Here is a 26,445-nt window from a genome sequence, read left to right as displayed (position 1 = left end):
CTGAATTCGGAACAGGTAGGAGCGTCGATGGGTCGGCGAGGGTTGGAGCGGGTCGCCGGGCTCAGCGGTGCGGGGAGTCCTCGTGGTCGGCGTGCTCGGCCGGCTCGAGCTGGAACGTCGAATGTTCGACGTCGAAGTGGGTGCTGAGGCACTCCGAGAGAGTGTCGAGCAGCGCCCCCGCACCACCGGACTGCAGCACGGCGGGTTCGACCACGACGTGCGCGCTGAACACGTGCGCACCGGACGTGATCGCCCAGACGTGCACGTCGTGCACTGCGGCGACCCCCGGCGTGTCGAGCAGGTGCCTGCGGATCTCGGCGACGTCCGTGTCGACGGGCACCGATTCGCTCAGCACCCGGACTACGTCCCTGAGCAGGGTGAAGCAGCGCGGCACGATCATGGCCGCGATCACCAGGGACGCGATCGAGTCCGCCTGCTCGAACCCGGTGGTGAGAATGACCCCGGCCGCCACGATCACCGCGACGGATCCGAGGGTGTCGCCGAGCACCTCGAGGTAGGCGCCGCGCATGTTGATCGACGAGCCGGCGGCCGGACGCAGCAGGAACAGCGCCCCCAGGTTCGCAATGAGTCCGATCACGGCGACCCAGAGCATCGGTCCAGCCTGCACCTGGCCCTCGCCGGGCCCGAGCAGCCGCGAAACCGCGCCGATCACGACCGACACGGCGACGCCGAGCAGGATCAGCCCGTTGATGAGGGCGCCGAACACCTCGGCGCGCTGGTAGCCGAACGTCTGCCGGTCGGTCGCCGGCCGGGCCGCGACGATGGTGGCGAGGAGGGCGATGATCAGGCCGGCGAGGTCGGAGAACATGTGGCCGGCATCGGCGAGCAGGGCGAGGGAGCCGGTCAGCCAGGCTCCGGCGACCTCGACGAGGAGCACGACGGCGACGATCCCGATCGCGAACGTCAAACGCGTGCGATTGGCGGCGGATGCCGTTCCGTGTCCGTGCGCGTGATCGTGGCCCATGCCTCAACGCTAGGCCGTGCCGGGGTGCGTCGCCAGTTCAGCGGCCAGTTGGGAATGAGTGCCGTTATCAGTGGCGCGGCGGCCCGGACAGACTGCTCAGAGAAAGGGAGCGCCCCCGCACGCCGCCGGTCAGCCGAGCAGCCCGTCGGCCGGTCAGCCGAGCAGTTCCCGCAGCACCGGCACGAGCCCGTCGAAGGCGCGCGCCCGGTGGCTGTCGCGGTTCTTGACGGATGCCGTCAGCTCGGCCGCCGAGATCGCGTAGCCGTCCGGAAGGAAGATCGGGTCGTAGCCGAAGCCACCGGCACCCGCAGCCTCCGTCAGGATCCGGCCGGGCCACTCCCCCGTCACGAACCGTTCGGTGCCGTCGGGAAGCGCCAGGGCGGCGACGCAGGTGAAGTGCGCCGCGCGATGCTCGAGGGGAACGTCCGCGAGCTGCCAGAGCAGCAGCCGCAGGTTCTCGCCGGAGTCCCTGGCCGGGCCGGACCAGCGTGCGGAGAAGATGCCGGGAGAGCCGCCGAGGATGTCCACGCAGATTCCGGAGTCGTCCGCGATGGCGGGCAGGCCGGTGTGTGCCGCGGCCGCCCTCGCCTTGATCAGGGCGTTCTCGGCGAAGGTCGTGCCGTCTTCGACGGGTTCCGGGCCGTCGTACGCGAGTACGTCCACCCCGGGCAACTGGGGCGCGAGAATGCGGCGCAGCTCATCGACCTTGTGCGCGTTGTGGGTGGCCAGGGCGACCCGCATGGTGTCAGCACGCATCGGTCAGCGCCCGAGGGCGGCGTTCTGCAGTTCGGTCAGGGTGACGGTGCCCGCGAGGGCGAGATCGAGCAGTGAGTTCAGTTCCGCACGGTCGAAGGGGGCACCCTCTGCCGTGCCCTGCACCTCGACGAAGGAACCACGGCCGGTGACGACGACGTTCATGTCGGTCTGGGCACTGGAGTCCTCGGTATATGCGAGGTCGAGCATGGGCACGCCCTTGACGATGCCGACGGAGATCGCGGCGACGCTGTCGGTGAGCGGCTGCGCCTTCTGGCCGATGAACTTCTGTTCGCGGCCCCACTCGAGCGCGTCGAACAGTGCCACGTAGGCCCCGGTGATCGCGGCGGTACGGGTACCGCCATCCGCCTGGAGCACGTCGCAGTCGATCACGATGGTGTTCTCGCCGAGGGCCTTCATGTCGACGACCGCACGGAGGCTGCGGCCGACGAGACGGCTGATCTCGTGCGTCCGGCCGCCGATCTTGCCCTTGACAGCCTCGCGAGCCATCCGCTCGTTCGTGGAACGCGGGAGCATCGCGTATTCCGCGGTGACCCAGCCCTTGCCCTTACCGCTCATCCAGCGGGGAACCCCGTTGGTGAAGGACGCGGTGCAGAGCACCTTCGTGCGCCCGCAGGAGATGAGCGCCGACCCTTCGGCCTGGTCGCTCCAGCCGCGCTCGATCGTGACCGGCCGTAGCTCGTCGATGGCTCGTCCGTCTGCGCGCACGATGTCGGTCATGAGGTCTCCTTGGTGTGCCGGGAATCCCTCGGGTGGAGGAGGGACGCTGCGTGGTGGTGGTCGGAATTGGGATGGGTTGCGGCGAATTCGACGAGCTCGCTGAGGCTGAACACGCCGGTCTCGACGAGGTCGACCGTAGAGACCTCCGGACCGGCCAGGCGGTGGGCGAGGTCGAGGAAGTCCTCGGCGCTGTTGCCCGTCGCCTCGTACCGGTAGCTCGGCGGTGCCTTCTCGGTGCGGGCGAGGCCCTGCCCGACGAGGATCCGGTAGACGTCGTTCGCGGTCTCGGTGTCGCTCGAGACGATCGAAACGCCGTCGCCCATCACGTAGGAGATCGCGCCGCGGAGGAACGGATAGTGCGTGCAGCCGAGCACGAGGGTGTCGATGTCCGCCGCGCGGAGGGGGGCAAGGTATTCCTCGGCGACGGCGAGCACCTCGTCGCCGGTCGTGACGCCGGCTTCGACGAATTCGACGAACCGGGGGCAGGCCTGGGTGAAGAGCCGGATGTTGGTCGCGGCAGCGAAGGCGTCCTCGTACGCACGCGAATTCACGGTGCCGATCGTGCCGATCACGCCGACCCTGTGGTTGCGGGTCGTGCCGACGGCGCGTCGGACGGCGGGCTGGATGACCTCGACCACCGGGACGCTATAACGTTCCCGCGCATCGCGGAGCACAGCGGCCGACGCGGTATTGCAGGCAATTACCAGCATCTTCACGTCCTGGGCCACGAGGTCGTCGAGAACCTTGAGCGCGAAGCCGCGCACGTCGGCGATCTTCTTCGGTCCGTACGGCGAATTCGCCGTGTCGCCGATGTACAGGATCGACTCGTTGGGCAGCTGGTCCTTGATCGCCCGCGCGACGGTCAAACCGCCGACGCCAGAATCGAAAATTCCTATGGGTGCATCCGTCACGACAATCGAGCTTAGTCGGCCCGGCTGACCGGGCCCCCGAACCGCTGCGGGCGCCCGCGTGTACCACGCCGGGAATATGGCCGTAACTACACTCGAAAGAGGGTTCCCGCCAACCGACGGTCGCCGCGCAAGACGGCGTCAGATTCGTCGTCGAGGAGATGATCGTCATGAATGACCGAGTCGTAATCACCGGGTTGGGCGCTCTCACGCCCCTGGGCAATACCTGGCGGGAGACCTGGTCCGGCCTCACGAACGGGCGCAGCGGCGTCGCGCGCATCACCCAGTTCGACCCCTCAGGACTCCCCACCCGCATCGCGGGCGAGGTCAAGAACTTCATCGCCTCAGAGCGGATGCCGTTCAAGCAGGCCAAGCGCGCCACCCGTGCATCCCAACTCGCCATTGCCGCGGCACGCGAGGCCATCCAGGACGCCGGATTCGGCGAATCCATGGAAGGCATCGACGCCGCCGTCGTCGTCAACAGCGCCGTCTCGGGATATGCCGAGATCCAGGAGGCGACGGAACTCGTCAACTCGGGCGGCTCACGCCGGATCCCCCCGCGCTTCGTGCCCTCCTCCCTGCTCAACATGGCCGCCTGCGAGGTCGCGATCGACCTCGGCGTACACGGGCCGGTCAATGCGAGCGCGCTCGCCTGTGCGAGCGGCGCATACGCCCTCCTCGAAGCGCGCACGATGCTCATGATGGGCGACGCGGACGTCGTCATCGCCGGCGGCGTGGAAGCGGCGATCACCCCGGTGATGTTCGCCGGCCTCAATGCCATGCACGCGGCATCCACTCACAACGACTCGCCCGCAGAGGCGAGTCGCCCCTTCGACGCCGACCGGAGCGGGCTCGTCTTCGGCGAGGGCGCCGTGATCTTCGTGATGGAACTCCTCTCCCACGCCAGGGCACGCGGAGCGAAGGTCTACGCCGAGGTCCTCGGCGGGGCGCTCACGAGCGACGGCTTCAGCATCGTCGCCCCCGACCCCACCGGGCAGTACGCGAGTGCCGCAATGACGAAGGCGCTCACGAAGGCGAAGCTCAACCCGAGCGACATCGACGTGATCTGCGCGCACGGCACCTCGACGCAGGCGAACGACCGCGCGGAAACCTCCGCGATCCGGCGGGCGCTCGGGCACGCGGCCGACCGCATCGCCGTCACGGCGCCCAAGTCGATGACCGGCCACATGATCGGGGCGGCAGGGGCGCTGTCCGGGCTGCTCTGTGCGCTGAGCATCAAGACGGGCATCATCCCCCCGACGATCAACTACACGACGCCGGATCCCGACTGCACCCTCGACTACGTGCCGCTCGTCGCCCGTGAACGGCCCGTGCGCTACGCCCTCGCGAACGCCTTCGGCTTCGGCGGCCAGAACTGCATCGTCGCGTTCGGCGCGCTGTAAGCGACACCAGGACCCCGGTGCGGGACGGAGCAGGCCCGGGTGCGGGAGCCGGTGCCGCTCCGCCGGGGCAGCCTCGCGGGAGGAATAGGCTGGCCGGGTGACTGAATCCTCCGCGTTCCGCACCGACCGTTACGAGCTCACCATGGTGGACGCCGCCATCCAGAGCGGCACCGCCGACCGGGAGTGCCTCTTCGAGGCGTTCGCCCGGCGACTGCCGGACGGGCGCCGGTACGGCATCGTCGCGGGCACGGGGCGCCTGCTCGAGCTCATCCGGGACTTCCGGTTCACGGATGCTGAGCTCACCTGGCTGCGCGACAACCACGTCGTGCGCACCCCCACCCTCGACTGGCTCGCCGACTACTCCTTCCGGGGCAACATCTGGGGTTATCAGGAGGGCGAGGCCTACTTCCCCGGCTCTCCCCTGTTCTCCGTCGAAGGCAGCTTCGCCGACGCCGTCGTGCTCGAAACCGTCGTGCTGAGCGTGCTCAACTACGACAGTGCCGTCGCGAGCGCGGCCGCGCGCATGGTCTCGGTGAGCCTCGGCCGGCCGATCGCCGAAATGGGTTCCCGCCGCACGAGCGAATACGCCGCCGTCGCCGCCGCCCGCGCGGCGTACATCGCCGGGTTCGCCTCCACGAGCAACCTCGAGGCCGGACGCAGCTGGGGCATTCCCACGATGGGCACCGCAGCCCATTCCTTCACGCTCCTGCACGACAGCGAAACGGATGCCTTCGAAGCCCAGGTCGCGGCCTTCGGCTCCTCGACGACGCTGCTCGTCGACACCTATGACATCCGGTCCGGAATCGACACGGCCGTCGCGGTCGCCGGCACCGGGCTCGGGTCGATCCGGATCGACTCCGGGGATCTCCCGACCGTCGTCGCCGGTGCGCGCGCCCAACTCGACTCGCTCGGCGCAGTCAACACCCACATCACGGTGACGAGCGACCTCGACGAGTATTCGATCGCCGCGCTGTCGGCGTCGCCCGTCGATGCCTTCGGCGTCGGCACCTCCCTCGTCACGGGCTCGGGTGCACCGGCGGCCGGGATGGTCTACAAACTCGTCGCGCACCGCGACGACACCGGCGAGTGGGTATCCGTCGCGAAGACCTCGGCAGCCAAGATCTCGGTCGGAGGCCTCAAGCGGGCTGTCCGACGCCTCGACGCGAGTGGCACGGCCCGCGCCGAGGTCGTCCTGGTCGGCGGCGATCCCGCAGACAAGACGGAGCCCGCGGAGGAAACCGGGCGGGACCGGGTGCTACTCGTCCCCCTCGTCACGGACGGCGTGATCGACGAACGGTACCTCGGGGCGGCCGGCACGGAGCGCGCCCGGCTGCACCACGCCTCCGTGATGCGGGAGCTGCCGATCGAGGCCTTCCGCCTCGGCCGCGGGGAGCCCGTCATCCCGACGCTCTACGAACACCGGTAGGCGCGGGCCTCGGGAGACCTGTTCGGTCTGCCCGCTACTTCTTCATCGTGTCGTAGATCTCTTTGCAGGTCGGGCAGATCGGGAACTTCTCCGGGTCCCTCCCGGGGATCCACATCTTGCCGCACAGCGCCTTGACCGGCTTACCGGAGATGGCACTCTCGAGGATCTTGTCCTTGGGCACGTAGTGGGAGAACCGCTCGTGGTCGCCGGGTTCGATCTGCTCGGTGTTGAGCAGTTCCTCGAGCTCGCGGTCGAGCGTGGACGTACCGCCGCCCGGCTGGCCGGGGTTGCCCGGTTCGGCGATGCTGGCGCGAAAGATTCTGATCATGAGTCCCATTCTAAGCAGCGTCAGGCCTCCCTCACGAGGGCGGCGGCGCGGCGGAGCCAGGGGTCCGGGTCACGCGCCCAACGCTCGATCGCAGCATCCGCCCTGGTTCGAAGCACGCCGGTGAGTCGCCGCACGCAGGGGCGAATGACGTCGCGTGCGAGTGGGTCCGCGAGCGCGGCCAGCCCGGCGTCGCGGACGAAGCCTTCGATGCGGGTGAGATCGGTGTTGGTCAGCAGTCCGACGTTCGACTGCAGCAGTACGACGGCGGCGAGCCGGCGTTCGAAGACGGGAACGGCCCAGAGCTCGGAACTGAGCGCCGTCACCTCGTCGTGCGTCAGCCTCGGATACCGCCGGGCGGCGTCCCGGATCGTGCCGCGGACGGCCCCGACCGTCGCCCCGTAGAAGGCGAGGTCGCTTCCGAGCCTGGCCTTCTCAGCGTGCGCTCGATACTCGTCTCCCTCATTGCGCAGGGTGGTATCGACGAACTCGCCGGCGGCGCTCACCGGTGGGTCAGGCGCGCAGCGCCGAGGCGAGCATCTCGGGTCCGCGGGCGTTGAACGTGCGGCCCCCGAGCCAGATCCCGCCCCAGAGGGTGAGCATACCGACGATGACGCCGCTCGCGAGGGCAGGCAGGAGCCAGACCGGATCGACGAAGAGTCCGAGGACCGCGAACCCGATCGCCGGAAGCGAGAGGATGACCGATCCGAGCAGGGTCAGGGACTGGATCAGGGCCGCTGCGGTGTCGGAGGCCTGCGGCTGCGTGAACGGGCTGTCCCCCGGCTTGGACGCCGGATACGGGAAGCGGGCCGAGCTGTAGCTTGAAAACCCGAGTCCGGTCAGCAGGATGCAGGTGCTCACTCCGAGCACCGCCGGGAACGCGCCCCAATCGCCGTACACGGAGACGCTGATGCACGAGCCGATGCCGATCAGCGGGATTCCCACGAAGAACGCGGGAACGAGCCGGCCGATCCGGTCGGCCATGCCCCGGGTGCCCGACACCACGTGCAGCCAGATCGCGGTGTGGTCGAATGCGACGTCGTTGTGAAGCGCCCAGCCGAGGAAGATGCACATCAGCGGCACCGGCAGGAGCGCGAGGGCCTGGATCGGAACCCCGGCGAACGCGAGCGGGAGGACGACGAGCACCGGGATCACCGGGATCATCACGAGGGACATGCCGTAGCGAGGGTCCCTGCGCCAGTAGGTCAGGCTTCGCGCGGCGATGGCGCCTGCAGCGTTGTTCGGGAGGCGGTCGAACCAGCCGAGACCGCCGTACTCCTTGGCGACGGCTTCCCTGCCGGGAGAGACGAGCATCCGGCTCACGAGGGCTTGCCAGGCCACCCAGAGGATGAACAGGAAGGCCGCGGCCTCGAGAAGTTTGAGGATCGCAACGCCCCAGTCCCCGTTGGCAGCGTCGCCGGGCGCCGCCCACGCGGCCCCGAGCGGAGTCCAGCCGAGGATGCTGCTGAGGCCGCCGATGAAGCCCATGCCGGAGAGGCTCCAGTCCAGGTTGACCACGAGCACGGTGACGGGAGCGAACATGACGAGCAGAAGGACGGCGACGATTCCGGTGATCTCCCGCGCGCGGCGAGTGGCCAGCAGGAACGCGGCGATGGACGTCGTGACCCGGGACCCGAGCAGGCAGGTGGCGAGGATGACCGCCGCGGACAGGATCGCGAACACGGTCTCACCAGGTCCGCGTGACCAGGTCACGATGGTGCCGAACAGCACGATCGTGAGCACGATGGCGGGGACGCCGATCAGTGCGGAGAGGGCGAGTCCCAGCGACAGTTGCCGGTTGGGGATGCCCATGACCGCGAACTTGCGGGGATCCATGCTGTCGTCGATGCCCATCACGAGCGGAATCAGCAGGAAGCCGAGCACGACGAGCGAGCCGGCGACCACGAGGCCGTCACGGATCGAGCCGAGGTCGCTGTCGACGAACCGCAGGCTGACCAGCAGGGCGAAGATCCCGACGGCGACGGCAAGCCCGTAGAACAGTCCGATCACGATGCCGACGACCTGCCAGGGGCTCCGGCGGAAGAGATTACCGAAGAGCCGGAGTTTCAGTCCGAGAAACTGTGCAACCATTCCATCCCCTCCGCAACTTTGCGCCCTCCGGCGAGTTCGACGAATCGTTCTTCGAGGGTCTGCCCGCCGCGCACCTCGTCGACGGTTCCGGCCGCGAGGACCTTGCCGTTGACGATGATCGCGACGTGATCGCAGACCCTCTGGATCAGGTCCATGCTGTGGCTCGAGAGGACGACGGTGCCGCCGCTTGCGACGTACTTCTGCAGAATCTCGGTCACGTTGACCGCCGAGACCGGGTCGACGGATTCGAACGGTTCATCGAGAACGAGCAGGCGCGGCGAGTGGATCATCGCGCAGGCGAGGGCGATCTTCTTGGTCATGCCCGCCGAGTAGTCGGCGACCAGCCGGTTGAGGGCGTCCTCGAGTCCGAACGCGACCACGAGGTCAGCGGATCGTTTCCGCACGGTGGCGCCGTCGAGCCCGCGGAGCACGCCGGCATAGTAGAGCAGCTGGGCCCCGGTCAGACGGTCGAAGAGGCGCAGCCGGTCCGGGAGCACTCCGATCACACGCTTGGCGGCGACCGGGTCGCTCCACACGTCAATGCCGTGGACCTCGATCGAACCGTCGTCCGGCCGAAGGAGACCGGTCACCATGGAGAGGGTCGTGGTCTTGCCGGCGCCGTTCGGGCCGACGATCCCGTAGAACGAGCCCGTGCGGACCTCGAGGTTGATTCCGGAGACGGCGAGGGTGCTGCCGAAGGACTTGCGCAAGCCGGTGACGGAGAGGACGACCGGCGCGAGGACGCCGGGCGCGACGGGAGCGGGGGCCTGGGCCGGGCTCGCGGCGGCCACAGCGGCAGGCTCGGTCTCCGGGTCGGTCTCCGGCTCGGATTCCCGCTCGGACTCCGGAACCGGAACCGGTCGGAGTTCGGGCACGAGGACAGGGAGGACATCCGGCTCCGCCGCCGAGGGCGCAGCCTCGGGATCGGTAGCGGGCTCGGTCTCGAGCGCGGCCTCGGGCTCGGCCTCCGGTTCGGCCTCGGGTTCGGCCTCGGGTTCTGTCTCCGGTTCTGTCTCCGGCACGGTCTGGGGCTCGGTCTCCGGCTCGACGGCCACCGACGGTTCGGCGAACACTGTGGGCTCCGCGACGACGGCGGCGATCGGTACGGGTACCGCGGCGATCACGGGTTCGGGTATCGGGGCGGCAACCGCCACGGCCTTCTCGACGGCTACCGGCTCAGGGCTCGGGTCGGCGACGGCCCCCGGAATCTGAACAGGTGCTGAAGTCGGCTCGACGACCGGCACCGGCATGATTTTGGTCGCGGGGGGCGTGGGGTCCGGACGGACCGCCGATACCTCGGCGTCCGTCGACTGCGTGGCCGCCGGCGTGATCGTGACGGGGGCCGGCTTGGTCTCGGCGGGCGGCAGATGCAGGCCGAGAACGGCCGTGGCGACCCAGTCCCGGGAGGTGCCGACTCCCGAGCGAGTGCGCGGGGGTTTGGGGACGGGGGACGACGCCTGGACGACGGGCGACACGGCTGCCGGCGCGTCCGGAGGCATGGGTCCGAGTGAACGTCGGGCGAGTGCCTCCGTGCGGGCCTGCGCCTGGGCGCGGGCGAGCAGCTCAGGGTCCGGACGCGGCTTGCTCGCGGCCACGGCCAGGGCGTCGGCCTGGGCCTTGGCTCGAGCGGCGGCATCCGCCTGGGCGCGCGCCTCGGCCGCCGCGTACTCGCGGGCCTGAGCTGCGGCGTACTCCGTGGCCTCGGCGAGGGCACGGGTCTCCGCCTCAGCCTCGGCCTCCGCCTGGGCGAGGGCTTCAGCGGCGGCAAGTGCCTCCGCACGGACGACGGCGGCCTTCGCTGCCCGCGACTTGGCCGCACTCGCCCTCGCTGCGCGTTGACGAGCGGCGGTCTCGGCCTTCTCTGCGGTCGTGCGTGTCTTGGCGGCTGATCCGGCCGCGGGAGTGACATGCGTCGGGGACGCCTGCGCCGGGTCGGCGGGCGGCTGCGGGGCCGCGGCGACCTTGCGGACCGGGCTGGCGCGGAGCTTCTGGGTTCGGGCGACAGGAGTGCGGGCCGCCGGGGTGCGGGGTGAAGCGGTGCGCGCCGAGGTTGCGCGTTCTGGCGTCGTCTTGGCCGGACGCGCCGGGGTGGCTGCATCGTTCGACGGGGTCGAATCGGACGCGGGCACGGTTGTGGTCGGCTCGTTGGGCTCGGAGTTGGGAGGCACGTGAGTCACCTCGCCAACCCTACCAACGACCCTCCGACAAGACGGGATGGCGGGCCCGAATCCCGCCGAAAACGCCCTCCTGGGCGCGCGTTCACGGCTGCTATTTCCGCACCACGGCACCCAAAAGGGGCACTTCGGGTAGACTGACCCTTTCATGTTGGTGTGTCTGAACAGAAACAAAGAGGTGAACTACAGGCAAACTGGCTCGACATTTTTTGAAGCGGGCGCACGGCGCCCGAGACTGTTAAGGAGACGAATATGGCCACCCAGGTAGTCATTTTGGCAGCTGGAATGGGCAGCAGACTGGGTCGTTCACTGCCCAAGCCGCTCACGGAACTCAGCGACGGCCGGTCGATCATGCGTCAGCAATTCGACAACATCGAGCACGCATTCGGCACCGAGGCCCACGTCACCATCGTCGTCGGTTACAAGCTCGAGCACATCATCGAAGCCTTCCCGCAGGCATCCTTCGTCTACAACGAGGAATACGACCAGACCAACACGTCCAAGAGCCTGCTGCGCGCCTTGCAGGCCTCCGGCACGGGCGGCGTGCTGTGGATGAACGGCGACGTCGTCTTCGATCCCGCCGTCCTCGACCGGGCACACGCCATGGTCGAACGCGACCAGTCCTTCGTGACGGTTAACACCTCACAGGTCTCCGACGAAGAGGTCAAGTACACGACCGACGACGAGGGCTACATCAGGGAGCTCTCCAAGACGGTGGCCGGCGGACTCGGAGAAGCGGTCGGCATCAACTTCATCTCCAGTGCGCACAAGGCGATCCTGGTGCGTCACCTCGCCAGGGTGAACGACCAGGACTACTTCGAGCGCGGCATCGAACTCGCGATCGAGAAAAACGGCCTGCTGGTCGAACCCCTCGACATCTCCGACTTCTACGCTGTCGAAGTCGACTTCGCCGAAGACCTCGAGCGTGCGAACCTGTTCGTCTGATTCGCTTTCACCCTGATTCTGTGAACATCTAGAGTGGAACCTGTGAGTAGCTACGCGGAAGTGCGCCCAGAACAGCTCACGGCTTTCTCCCGCTACCGGCACGCGCTCTGGCTTCTGACCCAGCGCGACCTGCGGGTCCGCTACTCCACCTCGTTCCTCGGCTATTTCTGGTCGATCCTCGACCCGCTCGTGATGGCCGGCATCTACTGGTTCGTGTTCACCCAGGTGTTCCACCGGGGTGTCGGGCACGAGCCGTACATCATCTTCCTGCTCAGCGCACTACTGCCCTGGATGTGGTTCAACGGGACCATTTCCGACTGCACCCGTGCGTTCCTGCGCGAGGCGAAGCTGATCCGGTCGACCCGGATTCCCCGCACCATCTGGGTGAACCGGCTCGTGCTCTCCAAGGGGATCGAATTCCTCGCCTCGATCCCCGTGCTCGTGCTGTTCGCGGTCTTCGCGGGCGCCCGGCCGAGCGGCGAGATCGTGTTCTTCCCGCTCGCCATCGTGATCCAGGCGATCCTCACGGCCGGGGTCGGCCTCATCGTCGCGCCGCTCGTCGTGTTCTTCCGCGACCTGGAACGCGCAGTGAAGCTCATCCTGCGCTTCCTGTTCTATGCTTCCCCGATCATTTACAGCACCCAGGACCTGCCGCACCAGTTGCATTTCTGGGCGGCGTTCAACCCGCTCAGCGGCATCTTCAGCCTGTACCGGGCGGCCTTCTTCCCCGGCAACCTCGACTGGTTCACCGTCGGCGTCAGCGCCGCCATGTCCGTTGCCTTCCTCGGCCTCGGGCTGCTGGTCTTCACGCGCACCGAGCGCGCGGTCCTGAAGGAGCTGTGATGACGGAAACCGTCCGGACACCGGGAACGGCCGCGATCGGGGCTCCCGTGATCGCCCTGGCCGGGGTGGGCATCCGCTTTCGCCGCAATCGCCGCGGTCGGCGCAGCTTCAAGGACCTGTTCGCGAGCGGAGCCCGGCGCACCCGCCCCGGCGAATTCTGGGCACTGCGCGCGGTGTCGTTCACGGTGCAGCGCGGCGAGGCCATCGGCGTCGTCGGCCGCAACGGCCAGGGAAAGTCGACCCTGCTCAAACTCGTGACCGGGGTCGTCCTGCCCGACGAGGGCACCGTGCGGGTGACGGAGGGCGTCGCACCGCTGATCGAGATCACCGGCGGCTTCGTCGACGACCTGACCGTGCGCGACAACGTCTACCTCACGGCGGGCCTGCACGGCATGACGAAGAAACAGATCGGCGAGCGTTTCGACGAGATACTCGACTTCGCCGAGATCGGCGACTTCGTCGACACCCCGTACAAGCACCTCTCGAGTGGAATGAAGGTGCGGATCGCCTTCGCGGTCATCTCCCGGCTCGAGGAGCCGATCATCCTCGTCGACGAGGTGCTCGCGGTCGGCGACAAGGCCTTCCGGGAGAAGTGCTACCGCCGCATCGAAGAACTGCTCGCCGGGGGCCGCACCCTGTTCTTCGTCTCGCACAACGAACGCGACCTGCGTCGCTTCTGCGCCAGGGGCCTGTACCTCGACAAGGGCGCGCTGGTCCTCGACGGTCCACTCGACGAGGTCCTCGCCCGGTACGACGCCGATTACGGCGTGAAGCCCGCCTGACCCTCTTCAGGGATCGACGAGGCCGAGACTGTCGCGATCGGGTGGCAGCTGCTCCTTGGTCAGGCCGGTGACGAGGTCTGCGACCTCCAGGCTGAGTACGTCCGCGAGCCGGATGAGGGTGTGGAATGTGGGGTTTCCGTTACCGCGGTCGATCCTCGCGTAGTTGGACACGTTGAGTCCGGCCCGGTGGGCGACCGACTCCTGGTTGAGCTCGAGTTCCCTCCGGCGATGCCGCAGGCGCACGCCGAGCAGGCGGCTCGCTTCCGACTCATGCTCCGGCATCCTCCATCTATAGGCGCGTAGCGGGAAAAACGCCAGTGGCCGGGGAAAAAATGTGAATATCTCCCCCTGTCGCACCGGCAACGTAAACTCGACGGGAATCGGAAGGACGGCATCGACATGGCACGAAAAGTGAAACCCATCATCTCGACGACCGGGGGCCTGCCCCAGGGCGGCCAGCTTCCCACCGGCATCATCCGGGGGTTCGACCGGGTCATGGCCATCCACCGCCCGGCCGTGCTCGCCCACATCCGCGGAATCCGTCGTCGATCGCCGAACGCGGATCCCGCCCAGATCATCGCCATCCTCGAACGCCGCTATCTCGCCATGGTCACGACCGGCGGCGCGGCCGTCGGGGCGACGGCCGTCATCCCCGGCGTCGGCACCGGGGTGACCCTCGCCCTCTCCGGCGTCGAGACCGCAGGGTTCCTCGAGGCGACCGCCTTGTTCGCCCAGTCGGTCAGCGAGGTGCACGGCATTGCCGTCGACGACCCGGAGCGTGCCCGCGCCCTCGTCATGACGATGATGCTCGGCCGTGAAGGCTCCGACCTCGTCCGCCAGCTCGCCGGCCAGGTCAGCGGAACGGGAACGGTGCGAACGAAATACTGGGGCGAACTGGTCACCGCGAACATCCCGCGCGCCGTGATGGGTCCGCTCACCGATCGCCTGAAGAGCTCCTTCATCCGCCAGTTCGCGACGCGCGGATCCGCGAGTTTCATCGGCAAGGCGCTCCCCTTCGGCGTCGGCGCCGTCGTCGGCGGCGCCGGCAACCACATCCTGGGCAAGCGCGTGCTGACCTCGTCCCGGCTCGCCTTCGGGCGGCCGCCTGCCGGCTTCCGCCCCGAACTCGACCCCCGTATCCGCGAGGCGATCGTGCGCGAGGGTGGCGGCCTCGAGGGCGTCGGCCGCGCCGGCGCGCTGAGGTCCGTCGCCGGTCACCGCATCACGCAGCTCGGACAGCTCGGGCACGGCACCCTCACGGTGCTCCCCCGCATGGTTCCACGGATGCTGCGCCGCGGCCGGTCGGTGGAGTCAGGTGCGTCGGTGGAGTCAGGTGCGTCGGGGACGCCCACGCCGGTTCCCCCGGATTCGGGTCCCCCGGCGCCTGCGCCCCCGACATCCGGGCCCCCGGCCGCCGCGCACGACCTGCCGCCCCGCGAACCCGCGTCGTCTCCGCGGCCGTAGCAGGCCGCTCAGGGCCGGACGGCGTCGAAGCGCTCCCACTCCTCCATCAGGTGCTGCACGGCGGCGTGGAAGCGAGCAGTGGCCGCCCCCGGTGTCGCGTCGCCGAAGTAGCATTCGACCCACACGGCCAACCGGGCCTCGGCCTCCGGATCGTGCGCGAGCGCATCCAGCGTGCCCACGATCGAAGAGGCTGCCGACGCATCGAGCCAGTCGCACGCCGCGAGGTACCCGCCGGTGTCGATCTCGGCCGCGGGATCCGCGGGGCGGGTGACGAGCAGGGCCTTGCCTGCGGCAAGCCGGTCGTAGACCATGGCGGAGATGTCGACGATGGCAACGTCCGCTGCCGCGAGCTGCCACCCGAGCTCCGCACCGGTGTCGTAGATGTGGTGCGCGGCGGGATCGCGGGCGTTCGCAGCCTTGATCAGGCCGACGATCCTGCGGTTCGCGGCGCCGTAGGCGTCGTCGATGACCCCGCTGCGCGGGTGCGGCCGGTAGATCAGCCGGTGTCGGGGCGAAGCGAGGAGCGCGGTCGCCAGTGCGACGCCATGGGTCGCGATCGAGCCGTATGCCGCGGTCGGCCGGTCGCCTTCCCAGGTCGGCGCATAGAGCACGACCTGGCGTTCGTCGGGAACGTACGGCAGAAGGCCGCTGTAGTGGTCGGCCTGCGGACGGCCGATCGTGATCGCCCGCTTCTCGAAGTCGTAGTCCCAGAGCACCCGGTCGAGGCGGGCCAGGGCGGCGTCACCGGCGACGAAGGCATAGTCGTAGGCCTTGATCTGGTTCGTGACCATGTACATCTTGTCGCTCTCGCCATGGTTGATGAACACGTGCCAGCACCGCGGGTAGCGCATCATCTGGAAGTTCCGGGCGTTCTGGTTGACGTAGAACACGATGCGGATGTCCTGCTCGTCGACCACCCGCTCGAGGTCGGCGACTTTGCGGACGTAGGTCACCGGCACCGGGCATTCCTCGGACATCGGCAGCGCCCCGGTCCCGGTGCGGCTCAGCACGATGACGGGCCAGGTCTCGGCGAGCACGGCGAGCGGCCGGTACCACTGCCGCATCTGGTACAGGTTGACGGCGCCGTCGGCGAAGTAGACGGCGATCTTGAAGCGGCCGAGCGGAAGCGGACCATCCCCGAGGAGCCGGCCGGCGAGCCGTTTCTGTGCCCGGCGCGACGCCGCAACATCCTTGACCAGCTTGACGGCCAGGCCGATGTCTTTTCGAATGGTCATCACTCCAGAGTACCGAGGGCCCCGGGTCAGACGATCGGGGGACGGCCGGCCAGGGACATCCGCCAGACCGTGCGGGCGCTGATCGGGCGACGCTCCCCCGGGTCGCTGCGCCAGCCCTCCCTGAATCCGGCGAGCCAGGCCCGCAGTGCCGTCCGGTCGCTGCGGAATCGCACGAGCTGGATCGCGAGCCACGAACCGGCGTAGACCGGGACCAGCACGGCAGGCAGGTTGCGCCGGGCGAGCCAGACCCGGTTGCGCGCGTTCAGCCGGTAGTAGTCGGCGTGGCGGGTGGGCTGGATGACGGGGTGGTTCGCCTCGAGGTTCCCGGCGTACCAGGTGCGCAGGCCCTGGTCCCAGACCCGCCAGGCTAGCTCGATGCCCTCGTGCGCGTAGAAGAACGGTTCGGCCCAGCCTCCGGTGGCCGTGAAGACAGCGCGGGGCATCAGCACGGCGCCTTCCCAGACCGAGAAGACCGCGCCGGATTCGGTCGCGGCCCCCTTCCGGATGCGCGGGATCCAGCGGGTCGGAGCCGCGGCGCCCGTCGGATCTGTCACCCGGGGTTGCAGCAGTCCGATCGACGGGTCCGCGCGGAGCAGTGCGATCGCGCGGCTGAGGAACCGGGGGTCCGGGATGCTCGCATCGTCGTCGAGGAAGAACAGGTATTCGCCCGTCACGAGCGGAACCCCGCGATTGCGACCGGCGGGGATGCCCAGGTTCTCCGGCAGGGCCAGCGCCCGGACGGCATCCGGTAACCCGGTCGGCACCCAGCCATTGCCCACGCAGACCACGTCGAGTTCGACGTCCTGCTGGGCGAGCACCGAGCGGATGCCGCGGGCGAGATCATCCGGGCGGGTGCCCTGGGTGAGCACGACGACACCGACCCTCGGCGGCACGGTGTCGGTCACGGCTCAGGACCGGACGCGGCGCGACGCCATGATCGCGACGAAATGGCCCACGAGCGCCAGGAGTGAGAGCGGCACGAGGGCGATGAGCACGATGCGGTCCATGAGCGGTTCGCCGACGAAACGACCGATCACCGCGGAGGCGAAGATCAGGATCGTCAGTTCGACGGAGTGGTAGAGGCGGTGGAACGGCACGAACCGGGCGAGCCTGCGCAGCTGGTATATCCGGCCGGGTGCGGGTGCCTGCTCGCCGCGGGTGTCCGCGAGCTTGGTGAGCCCCGCGTTCGCCCTCGCGACATGCACCATGTCGTTGAGCGCCTTGTTCAGCACGATGACCAGGGCGAGCACCAGGGCGAGAGTCGTCCAGAGGAAATCGTCCGGCGACTCGAACGGGTACGCCGCCGCCCGGATGCCGAACGCGATAGGGATGAGCGCCTCGGTCGAGTAATGGCCGACCTTGTCGAGGAAGACGCCGGCGGGCGACGATTCCCCGCGCCAGCGCGCGACTTCACCGTCGCAGCAGTCGACGAGCATCTGCAGCTGCCCGAGGAACAGTGCGAGCAGGGCTCCCCAGACGCCGGGGATGAGGAGCGCCGCAGCGGTCGACCAGCCGACGAGGATCATCAGCGCCGTGACGCCGTTCGCGGTCACGCTCGTCTTGAGCAGCAGCCAGGTGAGATACGGCGACACGTCGCGCAAGTAGAGCGAGGCGGTCCAGTGCTCGGCGTTCGCCCGGAGCCGCACTTCGGGCGGCTGGGCGACGGCGCGCAACTCTGCGATCGACGTCGGCGGGGACTGGCGCACCCGGCCGGTGGAGTGTGAGTGGGATGTCATTGGTGTCTCCCGGTCCGTGCCGCGATATTGCTGGTGAGTTTGAGGTATCCGAGCAGGAAGCCGAAACCCCAGCAGAAGTGGATACAGGGCAAGACTAGAAGGAACCAGACGCCGGGGCGCCAGCCGTCAGGGCGAGTCACGACGACGGCGGCCAGGACGACGACGAGCAGGTATCCGACCGGGGCGATCCAGCCCAGCAGCAGCCACGGCGCGACGAAACCGGCGAGGCCGACGACCACGCCGCCGAAGACGAGGAGCACCATGGCCGGCGGCACGAAATAGCGGATGCCGTTGTCGGCGGGGAAGCGCCGCGCGAGTTCCCCGCGCCACATTCCGGTGGACAGCATCTGGCGGGCGAGACGGGACAGGCTCGGCCGCGGCCGGTAGACGACGCGCAGCCTCGGTGTGAACCAGACCGTGCCGCCCTGCTCGCGGAGGCGCCGGTTGAGTTCCCAGTCCTGCCCGCGCTTGATGGTCTCGTCGAAGAGCCCGGCGCGCAGGAGGCTGTCCCGGCGGAAGCAGCCGAGGTAGACCGTCTCCGCGGCGCCCTCAGGCCCACCGACGTGGAGCGGCGTTCCGCCGAGGCCGATCCGGGTGCCGTACGCGCGGGCGACCGCACGCTGGAACGGAGCGGTGCCCTGGGCGTCCATGACCCCGCCGACGTTGTCGGCCCCGGTGCGCTCGAGGGTCTCGACGGCGACGCGCGCATAGTCGCGCGGCAGCACGGAGTGGGCGTCCACCCGGATCACGACCGGGTAGGCGGATGCGCGGATCGCGACGTTGAGCCCGGCCGGCGTCGATCCGATCTCGTTGGGCACGACACGGATGCGCGGGTCGAGTTCCGCGAGTTCCGCGACGAGTTCCTCGGTGCCGTCGATGCTCGGCGCGAGGGCCAGGGTGACGTCGAACGGGCCGGCGTAGTCCTGGCTCAGAAGGCTCGTGACCGCGGCCCGGACGTGCAGCACATCGTTGAGGACGGGCATCACATAGGAGACGCCGATCAGGGTCGCGTCGCCGGTGTGTGCTGCCTGTTCGATCGGGTATCCATTTCGTCGCGGACTTTCCAGACTACCAGTCCACCCCTTTGGGGGCCCCTGTTGCTGCGGAACGGGCCGGGAAACACGACTGCGCCGCCGGTCGAAGACCGGCGGCGCAGGGTGTGGAAGGAGGGTCGGACGGTGCTAGCTGGCGAGCTCCCCGACCGTGACGGTCACGGTGTATGACTTGCCGTCGCGCACGTAGACGAGGTCGGCCGTCGCGCCGGCGGCGAGCACCCGCACCTGGGCGGTGAGGTCCTTCGCGTCGGTGATCGGGACTCCGTTGAACTTCGTGACGACGTCGCCCTTCTTCAGGCCTGCCTTCTCGGCGGCGCCACCCGAGCTGACCTCGCTGACGAGGGCGCCGACCGTGCTGCTCGTGTCACTCGTCGCGGTCGTGATGCTCGCGCCGAGCAGGCCGTGGGTGGCCTTTCCACTGGCGATGAGTTCGTCGGAGACGCGCTTGGCGAGGTTCGCCGGGATCGAGAAGCCGACGCCGATGCTTCCGGCGGCCGTCCCGGAAGACGAGGATCCGCCCGCGTTGGCGATCGCGACGTTGATGCCGATCAGTTCGCCCTTGGAGTTGAGCAGGGCGCCGCCGGAGTTGCCGGGGTTGATCGCGGCATCCGTCTGGATCACGGAGAGCGAGATGCTGCTCGTCGTGCTCGGTGTGGTCGACTGCGCGCTGCCGTCCTTGTTCGGGAGGTCGAAGTTCCAGAAGTAGGGGTTGTCGGTGCTCGGGGCCGTCGTGTCGGGCGTATCCGCCTTGGGCGCCGCGGAGGAGGCGATCGAGATGCTGCGGTTGAGTGCGCTGACGATCCCATCGGTGACGGTTCCGGAGAGGCCGAGCGGAGCGCCGATGGCGATCGTGGTGTCTCCGACGTTGAGCTTGCTCGAGTCCGCCCAGTTGATCGGGGTGAGGCCGCTCGCGTCGGTCAGTTTGACCACCGCGAGGTCGGAGATCGGGTCGGTGCCGACGATCGTCGCCTTGTAGACCTTTCCGTCGCTGGCAGTGACTTCGAGGGTCGCGTCTGCGCTCGCGCCGTCGAGGGTCACGACGTGGGTATTGGTCAAGACGTAGCCGTCTGCGGTGAGAACGACACCGGAACCGGTGCCGCCGGAGGTGCCGCTCGTCGCGTTGATGGTGACGACGCTCGGCATGGCCTTGGCGGTGGCCGCCGTGATCTGGTTGACGCTCTCGGTGTTGTTGACGACAACGGTGCTCGACCCCTGGGCCTGGCTGACGGGGGTGCCGGTGCCCTGGCCGCCCGTGAGAAGCGCCGTCACGCCGGCACCGGATGCGCCGCCGATGAGGGCGCCGATCGCGAGAGCAGCGACGAGGCTGAGTCCGGCACGGCGGCGGGCCGGGTCCTTGGCGCGGGGGGCAGAGGACGGACCGGTGGGTCCGTTCGGGCCGCCGCCCTGGGGAGCGTAGGAAAAGGGTGCATTCGTTGCTGCGAAGTGCGGCGGGACGGAGCCGTCTGCTCCCCCGATGGGCCGGCCGAAGGCATCCGTCGCGTAGGGAAGCGTCGGCTGGGCGACCTGGTTCGCTGCGTGCGCGACAGGCTGCGATGTCTGGGGTGCCTGGGGTGCCTGCGCCGGGGCGGCGGGTGTCTGCGCGGCGACGCCCTGCGGCTGCGCGGGAGTCGCCTGAGCGGCCGGCGGGAAGCCGACGACCTCTGTCGTGTTGTCCGCGTTCGCCGCGGGGGCCGGGTACTCGGTCGTCCCGGCGGTGCCGGCGTCGGCATCGGTGGCGTCGGTGGCGTCGGTGGCGTCGGTTGCCGACTGTCCGGACGCGGCGGTCCGACCGGCGTCGGAGGGAACGTCGGCAGCGGGACGATCGCGATTAATGTCTGGGTCCTGCGGGTATTCGGTCATGAGGTGCTCCTTCCAAGCGATGCCAGCTTTGCGCCCGAACCTGAACGAATCCTCCGCTCAAGCTGAGAGCATTCAATGACGAAGCCGTGATGTTGCTTGGGGTGGGTGGCCGGCAGCTCGGGCCGGTCGGACGGGAGGGGCGATCCTCGCCGACGGGCAGGGTCGCTCCAGTCCTCCGCACCGGGGATGTCGTAGTTTGGATTCATGCCTGGCTCCCCCGAGATAGTACCGACCGCGACCATTCCGGGGGCCTGGCGGCGCACGGCCCGCGGCGCCGGCCTCCTGGGCGAGGACGGCACGATCGCCGCCACCATCTTCGCCGAGATGAGCGCGCTCGCCGCCCGCACCGGTGCGATCAATCTCGGGCAGGGATTCCCGGATGAGGACGGCCCCATCGAGGTACTCGACGCCGCCCGCCAGGCCATCACGGACGGGGTGAACCAATACCCGCCCGGCCGTGGTTCTCCGGTGCTTCTCGAGGCGATCGCACGCCACCAGCGGCGCTTCTACGGCCTCGGCGTCGACCCGGGCACCGAGGTGCTCGTGACAGCGGGGGCCACCGAGGCACTCGCCGCGACGATCCTCGCCCTGATCGAGCCGGGCGACGAGGTCGTGACGTTCGAACCGTTCTACGACGCGTACGGCGGCCTGATCGCACTCGCCAACGGTGTGCACCGCACCGTGCGCCTGCGCGCGCCCGACTTCCAGCCGGACCTCGACGAGCTCGGTGCGGCGATCACCGATCGCACGCGGCTCATTCTCGTGAACAACCCGCACAACCCGACGGGCACCGTGTTCTCCCGGGAGACGCTCGAGCTCATCGTGCGGCTCGCGGAACGGCACAACGCGGTCATCGTCACCGACGAGGTCTACGAACACCTCACCTTCGGCGTGCCGCACCTGCCCATTGCGACGCTTCCCGGCGCGTTCGAGCGCACCGTGACGATTTCCTCAGGGGGGAAGACGTTCAACACGACCGGGTGGAAGATCGGCTGGCTGACCGCGCCCGCCGCCCTCGTGACGGCGATCCTGGCGGTCAAGCAGTTCCTGACCTACGTGAACGGTGCGCCGTTCCAGCCGGCGATCGCCAGGGGACTCGATCTCCCGGACTCGTACTTCACCGGAATCGCGGCCGCGCTGCAGGGGAAGCGTGACGTCCTCGAGCGCGGCCTGGTCGCCGCGGGCTTCGCGGTGTCGCGACCGCACGGCTCGTATTTCATCGTGGCGGATGCCGCACCTCTCGGCTACCCGGATGGCGCGGACTTCTGCCGCGAACTTCCCGCCCTCGCGGGCGTCGTCGCCGTTCCGATCGGTGCCTTCTGCAGCCCAGAGCACCGGCCGCAGTATGCCTCGCTCGTGCGTTTCGCCTTCTGCAAGAAGGTGGACCTGCTCGAACGCGCCGCGACCCAGCTCGCCGCCCTGCGCCCGGCCTCGCGGTAGCGCACGACCGGCATGCGCAGACCCGGCTCGGGCGACCGCCCGAACCCATTCGACGGAGAGTGTGGGTTTCACACCGTGGGAGCGCGATCTGAGCGCCTTCCCGGCGAAATGTCCGTCGAATCGGTTCGGGGCGTTGGCTACTCGGCGGTCGCGGTGGCGAGGGCCGGGTAGTCGGTGTAGCCGGCGGCGGTGTTGCCGTAGAGGGTCTGCGCGTCGAGGGCATTGAGCGGCAGGTCGTCGCGCCAGCGGTGCACGAGGTCCGGGTTGGCGATGACGGCGCGTCCCACGACGACGGCGTCGGCGACGTCGTCTGCCAGGATCGCCATGGCCTCTGCGCGGGTCGTGACGGTGCCGAAGCCCGTGTTGATCAGGAGAGGTCCGCCGAAGCGGGCGCGCAGCCCCTGGATCAGGTCGCCGGTGGGGTCCTGGTGCAGAACGCTGAGGTAGGCGAGGCCGAGCGGTGCGAGTCCGTCGACGAGGGCGGTGTAGGTCGCGAGCGTCTCCGCGGCATCCGTCTCGAGCACGTCCTGGATGTTGTGCGCCGGAGAGATGCGGATCCCGACCCGGCCGGCGCCGATCGCGGCGGCAACGGCGGTCGCGACCTCGATCACGAAGCGGGCGCGGTTCGCGGGCGAGCCGCCGTGGGCATCCATGCGCTGGTTCGAGGCCGGTGACAGGAACTCGTGCAGGAGGTAGCCGTTTGCGCTGTGGATCTCGACGCCGTCGAGGCCGGCCGCGATGGCGTTCTGCGATGCGCGCACGAATTCGGCGACGATTCCGGGGAGTTCGGCCTCGGTCAGCGCGTGCGGGACGGGGTACGGCTTCTTGCCCTCCGGAGTGTGCGTGTCGCCGGCGATGGCGATCGCGCTCGGGGCGACGATGTCGTGGCCACCGTTGACGAGGTCGTGCGAGACCCGTCCGGCGTGCATGACCTGGGCGACGATGAGGCCGCCGGCCTCGTGCACGGCGGACGCGACGGAACGCCAGCCGTCGACCTGCTCAGCGGTGACGAGTCCCGGCTGGCCCGTGTAGCCCTGTCCGGCGTGGCTCGGGTAGACGCCCTCCGAGACGATCAGGCCGAGGGACGCGCGCTGGCGATAGTGCTCGATGACCATCGGTCCGGGGATGCCGTCGAGGCCGGCCCGGGTGCGGGTCAGCGGTGCCATCACGAGGCGGTTCGGCAGGTGCAGGTCGCCGAGGGTCAGCGGGGAAAACAAGTTCACAGTCGCTCTTTTCGTAGTACGGAAATTCCGCCTGACCGGTCGGACCGGCCGGCGCAGGGGAACACGGGTTGCGCTTCCGACAACGGGCAGGGACCCCGTCCTATTCCAGATGCGTTCCGTTTGTGGTCCGCCGATCGGCGCCGGAGCCGGCTCGAGCGACGTTGGACTGGTCGCGGCCCGTTCCCACGCGGCCACATCGCCGACGCGGCCAAACCGATCGAGCGCCGGCGACGAATACCAGACATGACCACCCTGATGACCCGCACTCCCGGCCGCACGGCCGTGCCGGCCGCGCCGATGCCTCCCGTGCCGGCAGGGACGGCCGGGACCGGACCTCGGCGGGAGGAATATTGCCCGTTCCCGCTCTCGACAGACGCTCGCGGCTTCGGTCTCACCACGAGCTCGATGCGCCTCGGCGCGGGCACGCTGGTCGTGCGGCACGGCCGCCGCACCGGCAGCGACACGGCGACGATCCTGCTGCACGGGGCCGCCGGTTCCTGGACGACCTGGACCCCGCTCCTCTCGGCGGCGGCGACCCGCGGCCCTGCGGGACGCATCGCGCCCGGAGCGCTCGCCCTGTCCGACCTGATCATTCCCGACCTGCCCGGCTGGGGCGACAGCGAAGCACTGAACGACGAGCCCGGCAGCCGCGCCCCGAGTACACGCCGCCGTGCGGCGGATGCCTCGATTCGGCACTCCACCCGGCCCGCCCCCGGCATCGCCACCGTCGCGGCCTCGATCGCCGAAACGGCCCGTGCCCTCGGCTACGAGCGCTGGCACGTCATCGGGCATTCGCTCGGCGGCTTCCTCGCCCTCGAACTGGCCGCACTCGAACCCGCGGCGACCGTGTCGGTCGCTCTCGTGTCGGCGACGACGTTCTCGGTGGTCGACAGCGTGCGGCATCCGCTCACCCGCTTCGCACTGCTGCCCGGCTACACCGCCCTGCTCGCCGTCATGCGCGCCCTCGCGGTCGTCGAGCCCGCCGGGCGCGGCCTCGTGCGATGGCTCGGCCGGGTGGGTCTGCTCCGCGGTCTCACCGCGCCCCTGTTCAGCCGGGTCGACGATGTGCCCGAGAGCGTGATCTCCGCCCTCGCGACGGAGGTCCGCCCGCGGGCGTTCGCCGCGGCATCCGCCCTCGCCGGAGCCCATGACCCGGCGCGATCCTGGTCGCGCATCGCCTGCCCGGTGCGGGCGATCCAGGGTGACGCCGACGTCTTCGTGGCCGATTCGGACAGCGCCCGGCTGGGCGCCGTCATTCCCGGCTTCGTCTCGCAGACGATCACGGGCACCGGCCACTTCGCCCACATCGAGAAGCCCTTCGCCGCCCTCGAAGCGCTCCTCACCCCCCGCGAGAGTACACGTTCGGCCCTTAAGCCGAGGAGGGCTTAAGGGCCGAAATCGTGCTCTCGCGGGGGAGGGCGGGACATCGCTGGGTCGAGCGATCAGTTGTGCGGGATGCCGATCGTGAGGCCGCCGTCGATGACGAACTCGGCGCCGGTGGAGTAGCTCGACTCGTCGCTCGCCAGGTACAGCACGAGGTTCGAGACTTCCTCGGGCTTGGCACCGCGGCGCAACGGGATCTCGACCATGTCGACGTCGAGGGACTTCGTCATCGCGGTCTCGATGAAACCGGGGTGAATCGAGTTCACGCGGATGCCGAGGGGCGCCACATCGAGGGCGACGGACTTCGTGATGCCACGCACGCCGAACTTCGACGCGACGTAGGCATGCAGGCCCGCGCTGCCGAGAAGGCCCTCGACGGACGAGACATTGATGATCGAACCGCCGCCGCGGCGTGAGAGCGCCGGGATGGCCGCCCGCATGCCGAGGAAGGTACCGGTCAGGTTGATCTCGATCGTGCGCGTCCAGACGTCGATCGGGAAACTCTCGATCGGCGCTGCGCTCGCGATTCCGGCGTTGTTGACGAGGATATCGAGCCCGCCGAAGGTCTCCACGGCGAACAGCACGGCGGCCGACCAGTCGTCGGCGTCGGTGACGTTGAGGTGCACGTAGCGCGCTGCCGGGCCGAGCTCTGCCGCCATGGCTTCGCCCTCGGTGTCGAGGAGGTCTCCGATGACCACCTGGGCACCCTCTGCGATCAGCCGACGCGCGTGTGACGACCCCATTCCGCGGGCACCGCCACTGATGAGTGCCACTTTGCCTTGAACGCGGCCCATGATGACCACCTTTCTCTTCGTGTTCATAGAATCTGTACTCTACTCAAAAATGAGCGTACTCCGTTATATTGGGATCAGCTGATTGAACCTACGATTGAGAGAGCCCGGGGCGGCATCCGCCCGGAATGAAGCCGACCCAGAATGAGGACTCCCGTGCGTGCACCCGACGAAGACCGGACATCGGTCGCCGGCGCCGCCATCGATGCTCCCGACGCCCCCGCTCCCGGCCGCCGCGAACGCAACAAGCGCGACAAGCAGGGCCGCATCCTCGCGGCCGCCGAAGACCTCTTCGCCGAGCGCGGCTACGCGCTCGTCACGACCCAGGACATCGCCGACCGTGCGGATGTCGCAGCAGGGACGCTCTTCCGCTACGCGGCCTCGAAACCCGAACTGCTCCTGATGGTCTTCAACGCCGAGTGGCGCCGGGCTCTGAGCGCCACCCGGCACGATGCCCCGGCTTCGGCCGCACGGCTCGCCCCGACGGACGCGATCATGGCCTTGCTGCGTCCCCTGCTGACCTCGGCCGCCCTCAACCCGGAGAACACCGCCTACTACCAGCGCGAGATCCTGTGGGGCGAGCCCACCGGCGCCTACCGCGTCGAGGCCCTCGAACTCGTCGACGGCCTCGAGGCATCCATTGCGACCCTGCTGAGCGGATACGGGACGGAGACTCCCGGAGGATCGGAACGGCTCCGGCCCGGGGTGGACGCCGCGCTTGCGGCGCGCAGCATCTTTTCGCTGCTGCACCTCGCCCTGATCCGGTGCGGGCTCGGCCGCGAGCCGATGGAGAGCCTGCCGGACTCCCTCCGCGCGGAGATCGACCTCGTGCTGCACGGCATCGTCGAATCGGTGCCCGCGCGTCCCGTCGGCCCCTGACGA

The 26,445-nt window shown here is 69.2% G+C and carries 25 protein-coding genes; 9 read left to right on the top strand and 16 right to left on the bottom strand.

Annotated elements, in window-relative coordinates; all coding sequences use genetic code 11:
• Positions 1-61: 61 nt before the first annotated feature.
• The 4 genes from MQH31_RS04755 to murI all read right to left on the bottom strand — a co-directional run bounded on the left by MQH31_RS04755 (position 62) and on the right by murI (position 3,390).
• The gene (locus tag MQH31_RS04755; RefSeq protein WP_243011116.1) at positions 62-985 is read right to left on the bottom strand and encodes a cation diffusion facilitator family transporter; all 924 of its coding nucleotides are present in this window, start codon (positions 983-985) and stop codon (positions 62-64) included.
• 153 nt (positions 986-1,138) lie between these two features.
• Complete coding sequence (gene rdgB, locus MQH31_RS04750; RefSeq protein WP_243011115.1) at positions 1,139-1,741, bottom strand: RdgB/HAM1 family non-canonical purine NTP pyrophosphatase; 603 nt, start codon at positions 1,739-1,741, stop codon at positions 1,139-1,141.
• A 3-nt stretch (positions 1,742-1,744) separates the two neighbouring features.
• On the bottom strand, positions 1,745-2,479 hold the full coding sequence (gene rph / locus MQH31_RS04745) for a ribonuclease PH (RefSeq protein WP_279238332.1): 735 nt from the start codon (positions 2,477-2,479) through the stop codon (positions 1,745-1,747).
• Positions 2,476-3,390 (bottom strand): glutamate racemase, encoded by a 915-nt coding sequence (gene murI, locus MQH31_RS04740; RefSeq protein WP_134532644.1) that lies wholly within the window; start codon positions 3,388-3,390, stop codon positions 2,476-2,478. Before murI ends, rph begins: the two co-directional genes overlap by 4 nt.
• Positions 3,391-3,557: 167 nt before the next feature.
• Between murI and MQH31_RS04735 the strand changes: the two genes are divergently transcribed.
• Positions 3,558-4,790, top strand: a complete 1,233-nt coding sequence (locus MQH31_RS04735) for a beta-ketoacyl-[acyl-carrier-protein] synthase family protein (RefSeq protein WP_198415862.1) — start codon at positions 3,558-3,560, stop codon at positions 4,788-4,790.
• Positions 4,791-4,887: 97 nt separating this feature from the next.
• Positions 4,888-6,216, top strand: a complete 1,329-nt coding sequence (locus MQH31_RS04730) for a nicotinate phosphoribosyltransferase (RefSeq protein ID WP_243011114.1) — start codon at positions 4,888-4,890, stop codon at positions 6,214-6,216.
• Positions 6,217-6,250: 34 nt separating this feature from the next.
• Here the strand turns inward: MQH31_RS04730 and MQH31_RS04725 are convergent, their stop codons facing one another.
• The 4 genes from MQH31_RS04725 to MQH31_RS20840 are packed head-to-tail and all read right to left on the bottom strand — an operon-like array spanning position 6,251 to position 10,800.
• The gene (locus MQH31_RS04725) at positions 6,251-6,544 is read right to left on the bottom strand and encodes a DUF3039 domain-containing protein (RefSeq protein WP_134532650.1); all 294 of its coding nucleotides are present in this window, start codon (positions 6,542-6,544) and stop codon (positions 6,251-6,253) included.
• A gap of 20 nt (positions 6,545-6,564) precedes the next feature.
• Complete coding sequence (locus MQH31_RS04720) at positions 6,565-7,047, bottom strand: DNA alkylation repair protein (RefSeq protein WP_243011113.1); 483 nt, start codon at positions 7,045-7,047, stop codon at positions 6,565-6,567.
• 7 nt (positions 7,048-7,054) lie between these two features.
• Positions 7,055-8,632, bottom strand: coding sequence for a hypothetical protein (locus tag MQH31_RS04715; RefSeq protein ID WP_243011112.1), 1,578 nt, complete (start codon positions 8,630-8,632; stop codon positions 7,055-7,057).
• Entirely contained in the window at positions 8,608-10,800 is a 2,193-nt protein-coding gene (locus tag MQH31_RS20840; protein ID WP_308196417.1) for an ATP-binding cassette domain-containing protein, read from the bottom strand. The genes MQH31_RS04715 and MQH31_RS20840 overlap by 25 nt, the downstream gene beginning before the upstream one ends.
• A 258-nt stretch (positions 10,801-11,058) precedes the next feature.
• Between MQH31_RS20840 and MQH31_RS04705 the strand changes: the two genes are divergently transcribed.
• The 3 genes from MQH31_RS04705 to MQH31_RS04695 are packed head-to-tail and all read left to right on the top strand — an operon-like array spanning position 11,059 to position 13,376.
• Entirely contained in the window at positions 11,059-11,751 is a 693-nt protein-coding gene (locus MQH31_RS04705) for a phosphocholine cytidylyltransferase family protein (protein ID WP_243011111.1), read from the top strand.
• 42 nt (positions 11,752-11,793) lie between these two features.
• A complete protein-coding gene (locus MQH31_RS04700) occupies positions 11,794-12,594 on the top strand; it encodes an ABC transporter permease (RefSeq protein ID WP_241976000.1) in 801 nt (266 codons plus the stop codon).
• A complete protein-coding gene (locus MQH31_RS04695; protein WP_134532658.1) occupies positions 12,594-13,376 on the top strand; it encodes an ABC transporter ATP-binding protein in 783 nt (260 codons plus the stop codon). Before MQH31_RS04700 ends, MQH31_RS04695 begins: the two co-directional genes overlap by 1 nt.
• A gap of 6 nt (positions 13,377-13,382) precedes the next feature.
• Here MQH31_RS04695 and MQH31_RS04690 read toward each other — a convergent pair whose 3' ends face one another.
• Complete coding sequence (locus tag MQH31_RS04690) at positions 13,383-13,658, bottom strand: helix-turn-helix domain-containing protein (protein WP_134532660.1); 276 nt, start codon at positions 13,656-13,658, stop codon at positions 13,383-13,385.
• A 117-nt stretch (positions 13,659-13,775) separates the two neighbouring features.
• On the opposite strand from MQH31_RS04690, the gene MQH31_RS04685 reads away from it, so the two are divergent.
• The gene (locus tag MQH31_RS04685) at positions 13,776-14,840 is read left to right on the top strand and encodes a hypothetical protein (RefSeq protein WP_243011110.1); all 1,065 of its coding nucleotides are present in this window, start codon (positions 13,776-13,778) and stop codon (positions 14,838-14,840) included.
• 8 nt (positions 14,841-14,848) lie between these two features.
• On the opposite strand, the gene MQH31_RS04680 is transcribed toward MQH31_RS04685, so the two are convergent.
• The 5 genes from MQH31_RS04680 to MQH31_RS04660 all read right to left on the bottom strand — a co-directional run bounded on the left by MQH31_RS04680 (position 14,849) and on the right by MQH31_RS04660 (position 20,726).
• Positions 14,849-16,075, bottom strand: a complete 1,227-nt coding sequence (locus MQH31_RS04680; RefSeq protein ID WP_243011109.1) for a CDP-glycerol glycerophosphotransferase family protein — start codon at positions 16,073-16,075, stop codon at positions 14,849-14,851.
• Positions 16,076-16,101: 26 nt separating this feature from the next.
• Positions 16,102-16,980 (bottom strand): glycosyltransferase family 2 protein, encoded by an 879-nt coding sequence (locus tag MQH31_RS04675; protein ID WP_243011108.1) that lies wholly within the window; start codon positions 16,978-16,980, stop codon positions 16,102-16,104.
• A gap of 3 nt (positions 16,981-16,983) precedes the next feature.
• Positions 16,984-17,811 (bottom strand): CDP-alcohol phosphatidyltransferase family protein, encoded by an 828-nt coding sequence (locus MQH31_RS04670; protein WP_243011107.1) that lies wholly within the window; start codon positions 17,809-17,811, stop codon positions 16,984-16,986.
• Entirely contained in the window at positions 17,808-18,794 is a 987-nt protein-coding gene (locus tag MQH31_RS04665; RefSeq protein ID WP_134532668.1) for a glycosyltransferase family 2 protein, read from the bottom strand. The genes MQH31_RS04670 and MQH31_RS04665 overlap by 4 nt, the downstream gene beginning before the upstream one ends.
• Positions 18,795-18,992: 198 nt before the next feature.
• Positions 18,993-20,726 carry a S1C family serine protease gene (locus tag MQH31_RS04660; protein ID WP_243011106.1) on the bottom strand — a complete coding sequence of 578 codons (1,734 nt, stop codon included), beginning with the start codon at positions 20,724-20,726 and terminating at the stop codon, positions 18,993-18,995.
• A gap of 204 nt (positions 20,727-20,930) precedes the next feature.
• On the opposite strand from MQH31_RS04660, the gene MQH31_RS04655 reads away from it, so the two are divergent.
• Positions 20,931-22,166 (top strand): aminotransferase class I/II-fold pyridoxal phosphate-dependent enzyme, encoded by a 1,236-nt coding sequence (locus MQH31_RS04655; RefSeq protein ID WP_243011105.1) that lies wholly within the window; start codon positions 20,931-20,933, stop codon positions 22,164-22,166.
• A 137-nt stretch (positions 22,167-22,303) separates the two neighbouring features.
• On the opposite strand, the gene MQH31_RS04650 is transcribed toward MQH31_RS04655, so the two are convergent.
• Entirely contained in the window at positions 22,304-23,389 is a 1,086-nt protein-coding gene (locus MQH31_RS04650; protein ID WP_308196416.1) for an alkene reductase, read from the bottom strand.
• Between the two features lie 243 nt (positions 23,390-23,632).
• On the opposite strand from MQH31_RS04650, the gene MQH31_RS04645 reads away from it, so the two are divergent.
• On the top strand, positions 23,633-24,778 hold the full coding sequence (locus MQH31_RS04645; protein WP_243011104.1) for an alpha/beta fold hydrolase: 1,146 nt from the start codon (positions 23,633-23,635) through the stop codon (positions 24,776-24,778).
• 53 nt (positions 24,779-24,831) lie between these two features.
• Here the strand turns inward: MQH31_RS04645 and MQH31_RS04640 are convergent, their stop codons facing one another.
• The gene (locus MQH31_RS04640) at positions 24,832-25,593 is read right to left on the bottom strand and encodes a glucose 1-dehydrogenase (protein ID WP_241976003.1); all 762 of its coding nucleotides are present in this window, start codon (positions 25,591-25,593) and stop codon (positions 24,832-24,834) included.
• A gap of 126 nt (positions 25,594-25,719) precedes the next feature.
• On the opposite strand from MQH31_RS04640, the gene MQH31_RS04635 reads away from it, so the two are divergent.
• On the top strand, positions 25,720-26,442 hold the full coding sequence (locus MQH31_RS04635) for a TetR/AcrR family transcriptional regulator (RefSeq protein WP_243011103.1): 723 nt from the start codon (positions 25,720-25,722) through the stop codon (positions 26,440-26,442).
• Positions 26,443-26,445 lie beyond the last annotated feature (3 nt).

The sequence above is a fragment of the Cryobacterium zhongshanensis genome (assembly GCF_022760445.1).
Classification (GTDB): domain Bacteria; phylum Actinomycetota; class Actinomycetes; order Actinomycetales; family Microbacteriaceae; genus Cryobacterium; species Cryobacterium algoricola.
The sequence above is the reverse complement of the archived record's forward strand: the minus strand, read 5'-3'. Positions and strand labels throughout refer to the sequence as shown.